We start from the raw sequence: 14,353 nt of genomic DNA, 5'->3' as shown, positions 1-14,353 counted from the left end.
TCTGTTAAAATAGAATTATGGCATCATACATATCAAAGGAGAACTGAATGTGAACGATAACTTGAAGCAAGCGTACGCGCGGCTAGGATTAACTGAAACCGTAACCAGAGAGGAATTGAACAAGCGGTTCGATTTGCTCCTGAAGCGCAGACGGACTCTTTCTACGGATGAAGAAATAGCGGACTATGAAGCGGATTTCCAGGCGTACAAGCTTATTCTGGATACTTGGGACGAGCAGGAGATTCAGGAAGCTGAAGACCAGCGACTCGCCAAATACGGGCGGTTCTCCGGGACTGCAAGCAAATGGGAACGCTTTATGCGGCTCTACAAAACGCATGTTATCCTGTCCATCGTCGCAGTGCTTGTGCTGATTTTTGGCGGGAAGGCACTGTATGATAACTATCAGCACAGACAGTATCTTGCTTCGCTGCCGCCGGTGGATGCGACCATTATGTTCGTGGGTAATTTCGGGGCCAAGGACAGCAGCGGGGATACAGCGGCATTGGAACAAGCGGTCATTGACGCTTATCCGCAGTGGAAGCGGGTCGAGGCTACCATCGTGTATCTGCCCAAGACCGGAGAAGGCGCTGATACGCTGGATATGAACCATATGCAGAAAGCTGTGGTTGAGCTGGCGGCCAACCGGCCGGATATCGTCATTATGGATGATGCGACCATCGAGTGGATCGGCGGACAGGCCGGATTCCAGAATCTCGAACCCATTACGGCGGACGGCAAGCTGGCTGCTGACGATACACGTATGAGATGGGGAACGAATGAAGATACCGGCAAGCGCGAGCTGTATGGTGTGAATATTATGGATTCTCCGTTTATCTCTGCGCTGCCCATTGACTACAATGTGAAATCGATCATCATTGGTGTGCTTGGCGAAGACAATAAGGATAAGACGATTGAGTTTGTGAAGCATATTGCGGAGGAACAAGCCGCGAAGTAAATAGAATACAGAGATCAGCATCTCTGAAAATAACAAAAACCTCTCTTCGAATGGTTGTTCACACCCATTCCCGAAGAGAGGTTTTTTGCTGCTGCGCCGTGATCCGGCAGACTGGCTGTTCCTAGTTCTCCAGACGGTAGCCGCCGTGGAATACAGGGCCGACATACTGGTTGAAGGCATAACCGTTGCGGATGGCTGCGGACACGAAGTCCTTCGCTTTCACTACGGCTTCCTTCACCGACAAACCGTTAGCCAGGCCGCCGGTAATAGCGGCGGCGAAGGTGCAGCCGGCTCCGTGATTGTGGGCGGGTTCGATCTTGGCTGTCTCCAGAACGAGATATTCGCTGCCGTCGAAGAAGATATCGATCGCCATGTCGCCGCCCAGTGCCTTGCCGCCTTTGACGACAACATTCTTGGTGCCGAGCTGATGGATCAGACGGGCCGCTTCTTTCATCTCTTCAAGAGTAGTCAGCTTGCCCAGTCCGGAGAGGACGCCGGCTTCGAACAGGTTCGGTGTCGCTACAGTAGCCAGAGGCAGCAGCAGATCGCGGATCGCATTGGCGCTCTCCGGATTCAGCACCTCATCTTCGCCTTTGCAGACCATCACCGGGTCAATAACCACATTGGTCTGCAGATTGTTCTTGATTGCCTGCTCGGTAACCTGCACGATCTCGACACTGCCCAGCATACCCGTCTTCATCGCGTCTACGGGACCGCCGGCGAAGATCGTTTTGAGCTGCTCTGCGACGATTGCGGCATCGATCGGATATACATTATGGTGCCAGCCCCGGTCGGGGTCCATGGTAACGATTGTAGTCAGTGCGCTGAAGCCATAGGTGCCGTATTCCTCAAAGGTTTTGAGGTCAGCCTGAATGCCTGCGCCTCCGCTGGAGTCACTGCCGGCAATAGTTAAGGTTTTGATGATTTTTGACAAAGGTAACGTCCCCTTTTTGTATATGAATGGTATGGAGCCTGTTTTGGGTGCAACTTTTTAAAAATATAAGCGTTTATATGTTTCACACGATAACTTATCCTTCTATTTCTCGCTGAAACGGTACCGTCCTTTAAAAGGACGGCAACGCCGTTTCCACTTGCTCTACGACATTATAACAAAAAACACTCTAGCTGTCCGCACGACAGTGCTATTTTCAAAGATAAGAATTGAGAATAACCTATATGTGCAGCCGGGATAGGTGGTGCGGGAGCAAAAGGCCGGCAATATGTTGGCAGGATAGTGAATCGGACTGAGAGGACCTTATTTCCCGCAATAATCACATTTTGAGGCTGAAGCGGACTGAGAATCCCTTATCTTGTTCAATCGGGCATGAATTGAGGGATGCGCAGTCAAATAACGGAATCTCAGTCCGTTTATCGGGAAAATCTGTCTTATTCGGTAATTTAGCGGAATCTCAGTCCGTTTCAGAGGCGGAGCTGCCTTCGAGGCTGCGCAGCGCCAGCTTGATGGCCTTGTCATAAACGTAGGGCTCCGCACTGTCCCCGCCCATCCAATACACCACAAGGAATTTCCCTCCCCTGAAGACATGAGGGTATATCCGAGCTCCTCCATCATTTGTCGTACGGTTAATCTCCAGCTTCAACGCAGCCAGACCTTCGGCACATTCCAGGCTGTCAGCGTAGGTATAGACGGACAACCGGTCCGGCCGGGCCGGTGTATCGGTCTTATCGATCAGCAGCTCTTCAGGCCAGACGCCGGCCAGCTGCTTGTTGAACATGAGCTCTGTGGTATCCGGGACGAGACTGAGCTGCATGCCCCGCTGTTCCAGCGCCAGGTAGAGAGACTGCGTAGTATACTCTGCACTGCCTGCGGCAGATTCCGGATTCTGCACTGCAGGAAGGAGGAGCGGGCCATGATTGGCTGCAAAAAATCCCTGGATGCTGTCAATCACATCCTGCCCGTCAAAGGCTGAAGAGGTGGTCATCTCCAGCTTGCGGAACAGATATCCCCATTCGCCTTCATCGTAGTAGGCTGTTCCGGCTGTTTCATATCCGCTGGCTTCCGAGGGCAGAGAATACCGCACAGTGCGTGCATCCGCTCCTCCGGTTCCCGCCATATACTGTTCGGTGAACGCAGGAGGAATAATGGTCAATCCATACTCATCCGCCCATTCTGCCTTTCCGGGGAAATAGGTCCCGATGCTGCCGACTGCACAGCCCTGACAGCCCCAGGCATTATCGGAATATTGCAAAGTTTGCTCCGGATTTTCCGGGTCCTCAAACGTCGCCCCCAGGGAGCCGTTGGCTCCGGTAACAGCCGAAGCTTTCCAGCCGGCAGGGGCCAGCAGGATATAAGCACTGCCGGTATCGCCCTGGAAGACGAGGGCCGCCTGCAGCTTGTCTTCCATGCCGGCCGGCAGCGGGAAGGTCATCTTGGGCAACGGGGGCGGAGTGACATGTGCAGGACTGTTTCCGTCGTCCAGAACGGGAACGGAAAGTATGGCAGCCAGCGGGATCGATACTTCAGCCCTTTTGTCTTCAACAGAAGGGAAAGGGACTTCAGCATTATAAATGCTGCGGATGCCAACCGCATAATCATTGCTTGGAACGCTTTGGCTATTGCCGGTGGGAGCGGGGGAGAAATCCGCAGCTCCGGTTTCCCGGGGCGGGGGAGCTTCCGATACCAGGGGAGTTATCCGGCCGGCAAGCTTGCCGGGTTCCAGGCCGCTGTAACCGAACCATAGCAGCATGGCCATGACCGGCAGCAGTACCGCTGCGTAAGCTAGAATCTTATAACGCTTGCGCTTGGGCTGATACCCTCCCACACGCTGCTCTACCTTCTTCTGCATTTGTGGAGTGAAATTCATGCCCTCAAAAGGCTTCTCCTTCAGCTGCTGTTCCCATTCCTCGGGTAATTTGCTCATGATCTGTTCAACTCCTTTTCCTTTTCCCAATATTCATTGGCTTGCTGCCTTGCGCGGTGCAGTCTGGATTTGGCTGCAGATAAGGATATCCCCAGCATTCCGGCCAATTCCTCCATGCTGAGTCCGTAGTGGGCATAGAGCATAAGGACCTCCCTGGCGTTGCGCGGCAGCTGCAGGACTACCTTCCACACCTCACTGCTCAAGGATTGCTGCAAAAACACCTCTTCAGCGGATGGGCTTGAGCCGGGTCTGCCAGCGTGAGCTTGTAAGGTTACCCGCCGGATGAAGCTGCTGCTGCGATAGGACAGCCAGCGGTTGCGGGTAATCCGCAGCAGCCAGGTTCTGACGGAAGCTTCGCCGCGAAAAGTATCCCTGTATTTATAAGCCCGGATGAAGGTCTCCTGTGAGATATCATCAGCAGCGCTTCTGCTGCGGGCCAGGTAGTAGGCATAGTTCCATACATCCTCGCCATAGTCTTCCATAAGTGTCTTTAACGCGGCGGCGTTCATAGTATTGGAATCCTTCGTTGCACCGTACATACGGTCCCTCCCTTTTCTCTCTACTGTATTGACCTCTTCATCCTCCGGAAAGTTTCTTTTGTGCTGAAAAATTATATAGCGGGGTGTGGCATTAAGGGCGGCAGATTGGGTAGGAACGGGAGTTCCAATTGGAGGGGGCTGCATATTTATATAGGAGGATAACGATTAGGAGGCTGCCATGATAGAAATCAGCTTATGCATGATTGTCCGCAATGAAGAGAAGAGCCTGCCCCGCTGCCTTACTTCCATTGGAGCGATTGCGGACGAGATCATCATTGTGGATACAGGCTCGACGGACAGAACCAAGGAGATTGCGGAAACCTTCGGAGCGGTGATATATGATTTTACCTGGATCGAAGATTTCTCTGCTGCCCGCAATTTCGCCTTCAGTAAGGCGACCAAGGAATACATCTTCTGGCTGGATGCGGATGACTATCTGAAGGATGAGGATCATGCGCGGCTCAGGGAGCTGAAGCACGCCCTGCCGGAGAATGTGGACAGTGTGAACATGCAGTATAATCTTGCTTTTGACGGGGAGGGGAAGGTCGTTACGTCCCTGCGGCGCAACCGGCTGGTCCGCCGGTCCTGCGGGTTCAAATGGATCGGACCGGTGCATGAATACCTGGAGGTATACGGCCCTTCTTACAGCAGTGATGTCTGCATTACCCATGAGAAAGACAAAGAGTACACGGACCGCAACCTGCGGATCTACCGCAAGCGGGTGGCTGAGGGGGAAGTCTTCTCTCCCAGGGATCAATATTATTATGCCAATGAGCTGCGCGATCATGGAATCCATGAGGAGGCCAGCCGATATTATGAGCAGTTTCTGAACGGGGGCCAAGGCTGGATCGAAGATAATATTCAGGCCTGCCTGCGGCTGGCCGAATGCCGGGAGCGGCTGGGTGACAAGGCAGGAGCGTTTACTGCGATTACCCGGACGCTCCAGTACGATTCTCCGCGTGCCGAGTTCTGCTGCCGGCTCGGTGCCTGGCATGTGGAGCAGGGCCAGCTTCACCCGGCTATCTACTGGTATGAGCTCGCTGTTATGCTGCCGCGGCAGACAGAGTCTATGGGCGTGAAGAATGAAGCCTTCGCCACCTGGATTCCGAATCTGCAGCTCGCACTCTGTTATGACCGGCTGGGCCAGCATGAACGGGCTAATATGTTCAATGAAACGGCACTGCGTCACCTTCCCGGTCATCCCAGCATGCTGTACAACCGGACCTACTTCCAGAAGCTTCTGGGGGACAAATATGTTTCGCTTCAGCCGCAGGAGACCGCCGGGGAGAAGAAGGAATAGCAGGGTTGCTTAACAGCAGTACCGAAGGGGCGAATCAATGCAGACCGCCCATATGAATAAAGGCGCTCCTCAAGCCGTAGCTTGGGAGCGCCTTTATGTGTTTTTATTGGAACAGCAGGGTTTGAATCGCATGGGCCGGAATTGAACCCTCCGCCAGCTGATCCCGGAAATGCAGGGTGTATGGAAGCCCGCTGTCCGTGCGGTTGAGTACGACCACGGCATAAGTGCCGTCTGTATTGCGGAACGCCGTAGTTTCGAATTTGTCGGTATATCTGGAGCTGCCCACACGAACGGCGCCCGGACGGATATACTTGCTGAAATGCCCGATGTAATAGAACGAGCTCTCATAGATTACTTCATCCTGCACAGTATCGCCGATAATCGGCGCATCGCAGAAGTTGCCCACATGGTTCGGGCCGCCCTGCTCATCAAGGACGATATTCCAGTCTGTCCAGCTGGACATCCAGTTGTTCAGGTTGCCGATAATATCATGGCCGTAACGTTCACCGGTGTTCCAGGAGCCGAGGTGTACGCCGCCTTCCTGGCAGCCTTCGCTGAAGAACAGCTTTTTGTCAGGGAATCGCTCATGTACAGCGCTCAAGGCTTCAAAGTGGTCACCGGAATACCAGTGGAAGCAGATGCCCCAGATATATTTTGCCGCCTCCTGATCATTGAAAGTGGTCTTCGCCCGGTCATAGACCCGTTCCTTATTATGATCCCAGATCATGATTTTGACATGGCTGAGGCCGGCTGCTTCCAGGGCAGGACCGAGATAATCGCGTACGAAATCCTTCTCTTCTTCAGCGGTATAAATGCAGGAATCCCAGATCTGCTTGGCTTTGGCTTCATTCTGCACACTGACCGCCCAGATATCGATGCCGGCTTCAGCGTAAGCCTGAATGTATTTCACGAACAGATTAGCCCAGGCTTCCCGGTATTCCGGCTTCAGCTTGCCGCCGTTATTCATCTCGCCGTTCGTCTTCATGAAGGCCGGAGGGCTCCATGGGGAGGAGAACAGCCGGAAGCTCCCGCCCACAGCATCAGCCGCGCGTTTGATTAACGGAAGTATCGACTCCTGATCTCTTGAGATATTGAAAGTAGTCAGCTCCGGGTCAACGCCATCTACATAAGCATAGTTGCCTGTTGAGAAGTCACAGCTCTGGATATGTGATCTGCACAGGGTGTAGCCGATTCCGTGCTCCGGATGGAAGTAGGCATCGATTATTTCCTGCTGCTTCTCCGGACTAAGCTTGGCCAGCGTGACTGCAGAGGCTTCCGTCAGCGCACCGCCGAAGCCTTCAATTTCCTGATATTCCAAATCCTCATAAATATTAATTAACTCCATTTCCTTCTCTTCGGAATCGGCCCGGAAGGACAGAGGCTGTAATTCTGTTAACCGGTCACCGGTTTCTTTGGCTGTCTGGATCACGCGGACTGTAGGGCTGCTCATAGGACTTATGTTACCTCCTGAAAGTTTGTAGGAATAGTCTCATTATAGAAGGTATTCCGCTGCACTTTGAAGAAACAATATGGTTAAGAACCTCAACGATCTGGTCATGAGGCAAGAGTAAGGAAGGGTGATCCAGGATGGGTACAACCGGTGTAGACATTCATCTCAGCTCATTTTCCCGGCATATCCAGCCGTTCTGGCATTTGTTCCGTGAAGGGCTGGATACCTATATCATCAGGCTCCAGGCAGAAGGGGAATGTGAAGCGCTGATTGACGGGGAGATGGTCACGGTGATGCCGGGTGATCTGCTGCTGTTCCGTCCCGGTGAGCTCTACGATCTGCGGATTGGCGAGAAAGAAAGTCCGCTGGGCTTCAGCGCAGACTACTATGTCATGTGTACAGGTGAATGGGTGGATGAGTGGTGGAACAAGCAGGTGAGGGCTAAGAAGTCCAGGATTGCCGAAGACAGCAAGCTGCATAGCATCTGGCAGCAATTAATTCTGGAAAAACGGCGGATCGACGGAGGCAGCCCGGAAATTCTTGAGGCGCTGTTCAAGGCACTGTGCCTGCTGCTGGACCGGGCTATCGCGGAAGCGCCGGCCTCATCCTCCTCTTCACTCCTGCAGGGACTGAAGATCAAGAATTATGTGGAAGAGCATGCGACATCCTCCATCCGGCTGGAGGATGTGGCCCGCCATGCGGGAATCAGCGTCACCCGGGCGGTTCATCTGTTTAAGGAACAATTCGGGTATTCGGTGATGCAATATGCGGTGCAGGTCCGTCTGGCGATGGCGCTGCGGCTGATGGACAACAGCAACTATACACTGGAGCGTATTGCGGAGGAGACCGGCTTCGGCAGCTATACCTACTTCCACCGGGTATTCCGGGAGCGGTACGGCGTTGCACCGGGAGTGTACCGGAGGCGTTCATAGCCTGTGACGATAAAAAAAGGGTGTCCCAATCCGCCGTTGCGTGACAATGGCGGATTGGGACACCCTTATGTATGGAGCCCGCAGGGGCTGCCCTGAAATTTCAGTTGTTAGCTTAACCTATATTCCGCTTGTCCGGAAATCAGTGTCCCGGCAACGCCTGGTTATCCAGCAGAAGCTGCGGTTCGCTTGTGCGGATGAAGTCCATGACCTTATCATAAATAATCCGGTGGCCCTCCCGGTTGGGGTGGATTCCGTCCCGGCAGATAAACTTGGTGTAATCCGGCTGCTGCAGGAATGCGCCCCGGACATCAATGATCTTGGTCTTGGTGCTCTCGGCGACCTTGATAATTGCGGAGTTGTACCGCTCCTGCCACCAGTAAATCTTGGTAACGCTGCCGAGGAATTTCAGAATGTTCAGCTCGGTGTCCGGATTATTGCCGCTGACCCATTTGAAATAGTTGTCCGCATTCAGCGGGGGCAGACTCATCAGAATAGGCGTAATCCCCTGATTCTTCAGGTAATCAATCATATCCAGCAGCATCCGCTCGAACGCCGGGAAATCAGTTTTGGGGTTATGCTCTGCTTCGGGATTGCTTGCAATTTCTTCCCAGTGATAGTCGCAGTCATTGCCTCCGTATTCAATCAGTACCACATCCGGCTTGTCTTTCAGCACATCGCGTTTCAGATTGCCGAAGCCCTTCATCAGCGTATTGCCGAATCTGGCGGTATTACGCATAGCTCCCTTAAGCTTGCCCTGCAGCAGGGACACGTAGTTATCCTCCAGAATGACATACTTGCTTCTTGCTTCATCATAGACAACACCCTTGGAGATCGAATCTCCGCTGACCATGTACTTAAACTCAAGCCCCGTGGCTTCCTTCTGCTCTTCGTGCGAATTCATTGTCCCACCTCCGATAACCCTAGTGTATATAGCTTTAGTGTAAACCATACATGGAGCAGTGACTATGCATAGATGTCATGGTTTCATGCGGGCCGATCCCGATAGGGCAAGCTGCAAGCCAAAGAGATCCGACTCCGAATACTCGAAGTTGGACCTGTAGCTTGCTTGGACTTGTTCCGGAAGAACATTGGTTGCCTTATTTCCTGCGCATTCTGAAGCCGCCGAGTCTTTGCAGGAGCGCTGATTTGGGCGGAGTGTTCACGGAGCTCCCTGTCAGGAAGCCAGCCGTGGTCTGTTCCATAATTCTGACACTGTTCTCCCAGGTCCAGGCCCTGGAGTCAGCTTCCCCCCGGGAGGCAAGGCGGACACGGAGCGCAGGGTCCTGAATCAGCTGGATGACATCCTCGGCAATCCGGTTCTCGTACCGGTAGGACAGCAGGCAGTTCTCTTCGTGGCGGGCATATTCCAGATTCCCTCCCGAGTATACGGACACAAGCGCAGCACCGCAGCGCATGGCCTCAAGGCCCGGCAAAGATCCCGTGTCGAATATACTGGAGCTGACAAAAATATCAGCCCCGTTATAGTGATAGCAGAGTTCATCATCATTCAGGGGAGTGAAAAAGCGGTATTTGCCGCTGGCCTTCATTTTTTGCAGCGAATCCGAACTGTAGAACTCATCCGGCGGACTGATGAAATTGATATTTACCCCCGGGACATTATGCTTCACGATATCAAGCTGCTTCACCAGATAATCCTGTTCACGGTGCCAGGAGAAGCCGTTCTCCACTTTGCGCAGGATGGCGGTAATGTTCAGCGGCTCCTGAAGCTTGTGGCGGATATGCATATTTTGAAAAGAGGAGCTGATCCCTACAGGCACGATGCTTCCGCTAATTCCGTGACCAAGCTCAATTAACTCCTGCTGCCACTGGGACAGGACAATCAGCTTATCAGTGGTATGATAGGAGGGAAAGGATACCTCATTCTGCGGCAGAAACAGCGGTTCGTAACAGAGGGACAGGCGGATATGGATGCCCTTGCCATTCTGGCTTGCAGCCTGTGATACCGGAACCGTTGTATAGAAATTCGAAACGATAATATCGCTGACCGGGAAATCGGATTCACGGAGCAGCGTATAATCGGTAATCAGCAGAGTGGAATGGACTTCATAAGAGACATCGCCTCCAAGCGGCATGAGGATCACGACCTGATGCCCTCTGGCAGTAAGACCATTCGTGAGCTCCACGAGCATGCGTTGTGCCCCGCCATGGCATAGGGTAAGTATGGGGAAAGTGAATCTCATGTATGATCCCTTCCTTTCTGGCTCGAGAATCGCTTGCGAACCTGCGGTATGTATACTATTTTATTCAGCAGTTAGCGAAAAGTACCGGATATACGGCGTTTTTGCAGCAAATGGGGGTTATGGAGTGAGGCTCAGGAAAGGAGGGCTACAGCTGGAGTATATAAAAAATACTGGCCGGTACAGCAGAGGAATCACCCTGACATACCGGCCGGATTGTAGCGCTGCCAAAGTTACTGCAGGAGGATGAAGCATGTCTCCTGAACTGGCAGCTTATGATTAGTGTCGCAGATTGCGCAGCAGGGTAACAGTGTCCTTAATATCTATGCCAGTTACTTCTTCCAGCGAAACGTCGATCATCGGCTTGTGTGCCTCCAGCTTGTTCAGGAACTCTGTGGTGTGGAACAGCCCTTGCCCTGAAGCGCCATGGCGGATCCGGGTTCCGTCCTTATAGATATCCTTGAGATGGGCCAGAATGATCCGGTCGCCGAACAGGCTGAATGCACTGTCTACGATCTCATCCTGCAGATGCACCTCTTCACCAATCAGATTGCAAGGGTCCAGTACCACACCGATGGAGCTGGAAGGAACCTCGTCAAGGATACGGCGCATTTTGGCCGGAGAGGACAGCGTATGGGTGCAGACTCCTTCAAGTGCCAGGAATACACCCCATTTCTCCGCTTCCTCTGCCAGTTCCTCGACCGTTGCCTTGAGGGCCTCCCAGCCAATTTCTTCATACCGGTAAGGATCGAATTCCTGAAAAGTCGTCAATGCGCCGGTCTCTGTAGCGACCATAGGTGCACCGAACTGGCGGGCATAACGCAAATGCTCCTTGAAACGGTCAATCTCTACCCGCCGGATGGCAGGATCGGGATGAATCGGGTTGATATAGCAGCCAAGTACGCCAATGCGGATGCCGGCTTTGTCGAACTGCTCACCGATATAGGAGGCCAGGCCGGGGCTAAGCTTGCCGGGAGACAGGTCGATATCCTGAATGGCTTTGGCCAGGGCGAGCTGTACGAAGTCAATATTGTAGGTCTGCAGCGTAGCGGTCAATTCTCTAAGCGGCAGGCAGCCCGCTGTATGTGCCAAGGTTCCGTAACGAATGAATAACATCTCCTTTGGAATTCTATGGATTTATATTTATAATATTAAATGCGCTTACAGTGACTTGCAATGATAAAGAAGTTTATGAGAAACAGGAGGAACCGATGAATGAATGCTATTGAGCAACGCAAACACGAGCTTGAGAATTGCCGTCCAGAGCCTACACTGGACCCCGAAACGATTGACGAATTCTGGAATGATCTGCTCACCGAAGATGAGGAACTGCCGCTGGATGTTACCATAATCCCTGAAGAAACTCCATATCCGGGCATGGAGGTTAGCAAAGTAAGCTATACAGGTTATGGGGAAACGACCATCCATGCCTGGTACATCCGGCCTGCTGCTGACACAAGTGAGCGGGGAGATCTGCCGTGTATTGTTACGTTTCCCGGTTACACCGGCGACCGGGGGTATCCGGAACGGTATGCTCACTTTCTAATGCTTGGCTATGCTGTACTCGCCGTGGATGTGCGTGGACAACTGGGAGAGACCGGCAATCTGCTGCCGCAGGAAGAAGGTATAGTCAGAGGCTGGATCACCCAGGGGCTGCTGGAGAAGGAACGTTCCTATTATGTGGCTGTAGCGATAGATACGGTTCGTGCCATAGAGACCGCAGCACAGCTGCCGGGTGTTGATCCCGAGCGTATTGCCATCACCGGGGGGAGCCAGGGAGGCGGGATTGCGCTGTTGGCCGGGGCACTGAGCCGCCGGGTTGCTGCAGTGGCTGCAGACATACCGAATCTCTGCCGCCTGGACTTCGGGGTGCTGAATTCAACCAGCTCACTCACAGAGATTGCCGATTATCTGAAGCGCTATCCGGAGCATCTGGAGCGGGTGCTGCAGAACCTGGCGTATTTCGATATTGTTAATCTGGCGCACCGGTTCACCGTACCAGTTCTGATGTCCGCAGGCTGGAAGGATACTGTGTGCATGCCGGAGACCATCTATGCTGCCTATAACCGAATTGAGTCACCTAAGCAGATGATGGATTATCCGTTCTCCGGGCATGAGGTCAGCGAATATCAGCGCAGGCAGACGGTACTCTTTTTCCGGGAGCATCTGGGTTAAAAGATTAATTACCGGAAGGCTGATTAGCGGCGGGCGTTTGGTGTAAAGGTTATAATGAAGCTGCTAAGCTGTTGTCAGAATGCGAAGGCAGTCTAAGGAATGGGAGGGAATGGCAGATGAATAAGGATGGAGACAAGCTTCCCGCGGAACTGGTCGTGGAGAATTTCGAATACAGCCAGAAGAATGAGCAGCTGGTGAAGAAGAGCTTCTGGAGCAAAACGAGGAAAGCGGCGGGCAAAATCCCGTTCACCAAAGATGCGGTTGCCATGTATTACTGCGCCATTGATGCCAAAACCCCGTTATGGGCCAAAGGCATAGCATTCGGCGCGTTGGCCTATTTCATTTCACCCATTGACGCGATTCCCGATGCGCTGATCGGACTCGGTTTCACGGATGATGCTGCGGTCATTGCCGCAGGCATCCGGGCGATTGCCGGACAGGTGAAGGAGGATCATAAGCAGAAGGCCGAGAATTTTTTTGAACAACCGTGAGGTAACGGTACAAAAAAAGTGCAGCGGGTTGCTGCACCGGATTCATTATGCTTCGTCCTCTAAATGTCCATTTCCAGGAGGGCAGCGGTCTGCGGATTGCTGCTTCGCCTGGTATTCTGTGCCCCAATCCCTCATCAGCTTAATGATCGGAATCAGCGTCCGGCCAAATTCGGTCAGCGAATATTCAACCTTCGGCGGAACCTGATGATACACCTCGCGGTGAACCACGCCATCCTCCTCCAGCTCACGGAGCTGAAGTGTCAGCATACGCTGCGTGATGCCGGGACAGATCCGGCGGAACTCGTTGAAGCGTTTCGTTGAATCCATCATATGGTATAAAAGCACACCCTTCCACTTGCCTCCGATGACGTCGAGGGTGAATTCAACAGGACAAGCGGCGCCCTGGCCGTCCGGACAAGCTCCGAAACCGCCTTTACGGTCACGCATAACCGAACTCTCCTTAGTATCATTTTGTATACTACATAACAAAAATGTGCGTACTTCACGAATGGTTATCTATCCAATACTATAAGCATGTGAGCAGGATAACGTCAATTCCAAACCTGAAGGATACACAGAAAGGGAGTATGTGAAATGGATACTACAGTAAAAGAAACCGCAACAACCAAGCAGGAAATTCTGGCCGCCTATGCATACAGACACGCTACCAAGGTATTCGACAGCAGCAGAAAGATCAGCGATGAGGATTTCGGGTTCATCCTGGAAACAGGCCGCCTGTCACCGAGCTCCTTCGGCTTCGAGCCCTGGAAATTCGTTATTGTCCAGAGTATGGACATCCGTGAGAAGCTGCTTCCTTATGCCTGGGGTGCACAGAAGCAGCTGCCGACAGCAAGCCATTTCATGCTGATTCTCGCAAGACTGCCGCGTGATATGGCTGCGGGTTCAGAGTATATTCAGGGTATGATGCAGGATGTGCAGAGTCTGCCGCCGGAGGTTGCCGAGGGTAAGCGGAAGGTCTATGATATGTTCCTGAAATCCGATTTCGGACTGGAAGGCAATGAGCGGGCAATGTTTGAATGGGGTGCACGGCAGACCTATCTGGCTCTGGGGAATATGATGACTGCTGCGGCGCAGATTGGCATTGACTCCTGTCCGATTGAAGGCTTCGACAAGGCAAAGATCGAGCAGGTGCTTACAGAGGAAGGGATAATGGACCCGGCACATTTCGGAATTGCCTGCATGGCGGCCTTTGGTTACCGGGTTAATGAGCCGCGCGGCAAAACCCGTCAAACGGCCGGTCAGGTGGTTCAGTGGGTCTAAACGCAGCCGCGTCAGCAATTTAGGCGAAGTGTGAGCCAATTAAAAACAGATGCCATCCTTATAAGGGCGGCATCTGTTTTTTTGACGAGTTATGAAAATACATAGAAGCTTCGAAAAAAGTTTGAAAACTTGCTGAAAATTCTGCTACTCTTA

Annotated in this window: 14 protein-coding genes; 6 read left to right on the top strand and 8 right to left on the bottom strand. The window is 52.7% G+C overall.

Going from position 1 to position 14,353, the window contains the following annotated elements:
* Positions 1–49 precede the first annotated feature (49 nt).
* A complete protein-coding gene (locus tag NSQ73_RS19240) occupies positions 50–955 on the top strand; it encodes a hypothetical protein (RefSeq protein WP_042136074.1) in 906 nt (301 codons plus the stop codon).
* A 121-nt stretch (positions 956–1,076) separates the two neighbouring features.
* On the opposite strand, the gene thiD is transcribed toward NSQ73_RS19240, so the two are convergent.
* The 3 genes from thiD to NSQ73_RS19225 all read right to left on the bottom strand — a co-directional run bounded on the left by thiD (position 1,077) and on the right by NSQ73_RS19225 (position 4,373).
* On the bottom strand, positions 1,077–1,889 hold the full coding sequence (gene thiD, locus NSQ73_RS19235; RefSeq protein ID WP_171719713.1) for a bifunctional hydroxymethylpyrimidine kinase/phosphomethylpyrimidine kinase: 813 nt from the start codon (positions 1,887–1,889) through the stop codon (positions 1,077–1,079).
* Between the two features lie 475 nt (positions 1,890–2,364).
* Positions 2,365–3,834, bottom strand: coding sequence for a DUF4850 domain-containing protein (locus NSQ73_RS19230; RefSeq protein ID WP_340987712.1), 1,470 nt, complete (start codon positions 3,832–3,834; stop codon positions 2,365–2,367).
* Positions 3,831–4,373, bottom strand: a complete 543-nt coding sequence (locus NSQ73_RS19225) for an RNA polymerase sigma factor (protein WP_340987711.1) — start codon at positions 4,371–4,373, stop codon at positions 3,831–3,833. Before NSQ73_RS19225 ends, NSQ73_RS19230 begins: the two co-directional genes overlap by 4 nt.
* Positions 4,374–4,551: 178 nt before the next feature.
* On the opposite strand from NSQ73_RS19225, the gene NSQ73_RS19220 reads away from it, so the two are divergent.
* Positions 4,552–5,673 carry a glycosyltransferase family 2 protein gene (locus NSQ73_RS19220; protein WP_340987710.1) on the top strand — a complete coding sequence of 374 codons (1,122 nt, stop codon included), beginning with the start codon at positions 4,552–4,554 and terminating at the stop codon, positions 5,671–5,673.
* 103 nt (positions 5,674–5,776) lie between these two features.
* Here NSQ73_RS19220 and NSQ73_RS19215 read toward each other — a convergent pair whose 3' ends face one another.
* The gene (locus tag NSQ73_RS19215) at positions 5,777–7,123 is read right to left on the bottom strand and encodes a glycoside hydrolase family 30 protein (RefSeq protein WP_340987708.1); all 1,347 of its coding nucleotides are present in this window, start codon (positions 7,121–7,123) and stop codon (positions 5,777–5,779) included.
* Positions 7,124–7,260: 137 nt separating this feature from the next.
* On the opposite strand from NSQ73_RS19215, the gene NSQ73_RS19210 reads away from it, so the two are divergent.
* Positions 7,261–8,055, top strand: a complete 795-nt coding sequence (locus tag NSQ73_RS19210) for an AraC family transcriptional regulator (protein ID WP_171719718.1) — start codon at positions 7,261–7,263, stop codon at positions 8,053–8,055.
* Between the two features lie 139 nt (positions 8,056–8,194).
* On the opposite strand, the gene NSQ73_RS19205 is transcribed toward NSQ73_RS19210, so the two are convergent.
* From NSQ73_RS19205 to NSQ73_RS19195, 3 genes are all read right to left on the bottom strand, one after another.
* Positions 8,195–8,956: an SGNH/GDSL hydrolase family protein gene (locus NSQ73_RS19205; RefSeq protein WP_171719719.1), complete on the bottom strand. Its 762-nt coding sequence runs from the start codon at positions 8,954–8,956 to the stop codon at positions 8,195–8,197.
* Positions 8,957–9,152: 196 nt separating this feature from the next.
* Positions 9,153–10,256 (bottom strand): glycosyltransferase family 4 protein, encoded by a 1,104-nt coding sequence (locus tag NSQ73_RS19200; protein WP_340987707.1) that lies wholly within the window; start codon positions 10,254–10,256, stop codon positions 9,153–9,155.
* 276 nt (positions 10,257–10,532) lie between these two features.
* On the bottom strand, positions 10,533–11,369 hold the full coding sequence (locus NSQ73_RS19195) for a sugar phosphate isomerase/epimerase family protein (RefSeq protein ID WP_340987706.1): 837 nt from the start codon (positions 11,367–11,369) through the stop codon (positions 10,533–10,535).
* Between the two features lie 99 nt (positions 11,370–11,468).
* Between NSQ73_RS19195 and NSQ73_RS19190 the strand changes: the two genes are divergently transcribed.
* Both NSQ73_RS19190 and NSQ73_RS19185 read left to right on the top strand, forming a co-directional pair.
* Positions 11,469–12,428 carry an acetylxylan esterase gene (locus NSQ73_RS19190; RefSeq protein WP_340987705.1) on the top strand — a complete coding sequence of 320 codons (960 nt, stop codon included), beginning with the start codon at positions 11,469–11,471 and terminating at the stop codon, positions 12,426–12,428.
* A 116-nt stretch (positions 12,429–12,544) separates the two neighbouring features.
* Positions 12,545–12,919 carry a YkvA family protein gene (locus NSQ73_RS19185; RefSeq protein ID WP_340987703.1) on the top strand — a complete coding sequence of 125 codons (375 nt, stop codon included), beginning with the start codon at positions 12,545–12,547 and terminating at the stop codon, positions 12,917–12,919.
* Positions 12,920–12,964: 45 nt separating this feature from the next.
* Here the strand turns inward: NSQ73_RS19185 and NSQ73_RS19180 are convergent, their stop codons facing one another.
* Positions 12,965–13,366 (bottom strand): winged helix-turn-helix transcriptional regulator, encoded by a 402-nt coding sequence (locus tag NSQ73_RS19180; protein ID WP_042136096.1) that lies wholly within the window; start codon positions 13,364–13,366, stop codon positions 12,965–12,967.
* 147 nt (positions 13,367–13,513) lie between these two features.
* Here NSQ73_RS19180 and NSQ73_RS19175 point away from each other — a divergent pair, with 147 nt between their 5' ends.
* Complete coding sequence (locus NSQ73_RS19175; protein ID WP_171719723.1) at positions 13,514–14,200, top strand: NAD(P)H-dependent oxidoreductase; 687 nt, start codon at positions 13,514–13,516, stop codon at positions 14,198–14,200.
* The last annotated feature ends 153 nt before the right edge of the window (positions 14,201–14,353 follow it).

The sequence above is a fragment of the Paenibacillus sp. FSL R10-2736 genome (genome assembly GCF_038000245.1).
GTDB lineage: Bacteria > Bacillota > Bacilli > Paenibacillales > Paenibacillaceae > Paenibacillus_AQ > Paenibacillus_AQ phytohabitans.
Note: the sequence above shows the minus strand (reverse complement) of the source record. Positions and strands in the feature narration are given on the sequence as shown.

Bases quoted from the DNA above. Each gene is read 5' to 3' on its own strand.
- NSQ73_RS19175 (WP_171719723.1), top strand. From the start codon at position 13,514: ATGGATACTACAGTAAAAGAAACCGCAACAACCAAGCAGGAAATTCTG.
- NSQ73_RS19230 (WP_340987712.1), bottom strand. From the start codon at position 3,834: ATGAGCAAATTACCCGAGGAATGGGAACAGCAGCTGAAGGAGAAGCCT.
- NSQ73_RS19225 (WP_340987711.1), bottom strand. From the start codon at position 4,373: ATGTACGGTGCAACGAAGGATTCCAATACTATGAACGCCGCCGCGTTA.
- NSQ73_RS19215 (WP_340987708.1), bottom strand. From the start codon at position 7,123: ATGAGCAGCCCTACAGTCCGCGTGATCCAGACAGCCAAAGAAACCGGT.
- NSQ73_RS19195 (WP_340987706.1), bottom strand. From the start codon at position 11,369: ATGTTATTCATTCGTTACGGAACCTTGGCACATACAGCGGGCTGCCTG.
- NSQ73_RS19190 (WP_340987705.1), top strand. From the start codon at position 11,469: ATGAATGCTATTGAGCAACGCAAACACGAGCTTGAGAATTGCCGTCCA.
- NSQ73_RS19210 (WP_171719718.1), top strand. From the start codon at position 7,261: ATGGGTACAACCGGTGTAGACATTCATCTCAGCTCATTTTCCCGGCAT.
- NSQ73_RS19200 (WP_340987707.1), bottom strand. From the start codon at position 10,256: ATGAGATTCACTTTCCCCATACTTACCCTATGCCATGGCGGGGCACAA.
- NSQ73_RS19185 (WP_340987703.1), top strand. From the start codon at position 12,545: ATGAATAAGGATGGAGACAAGCTTCCCGCGGAACTGGTCGTGGAGAAT.
- NSQ73_RS19220 (WP_340987710.1), top strand. From the start codon at position 4,552: ATGATAGAAATCAGCTTATGCATGATTGTCCGCAATGAAGAGAAGAGC.
- NSQ73_RS19205 (WP_171719719.1), bottom strand. From the start codon at position 8,956: ATGAATTCGCACGAAGAGCAGAAGGAAGCCACGGGGCTTGAGTTTAAG.
- NSQ73_RS19180 (WP_042136096.1), bottom strand. From the start codon at position 13,366: ATGCGTGACCGTAAAGGCGGTTTCGGAGCTTGTCCGGACGGCCAGGGC.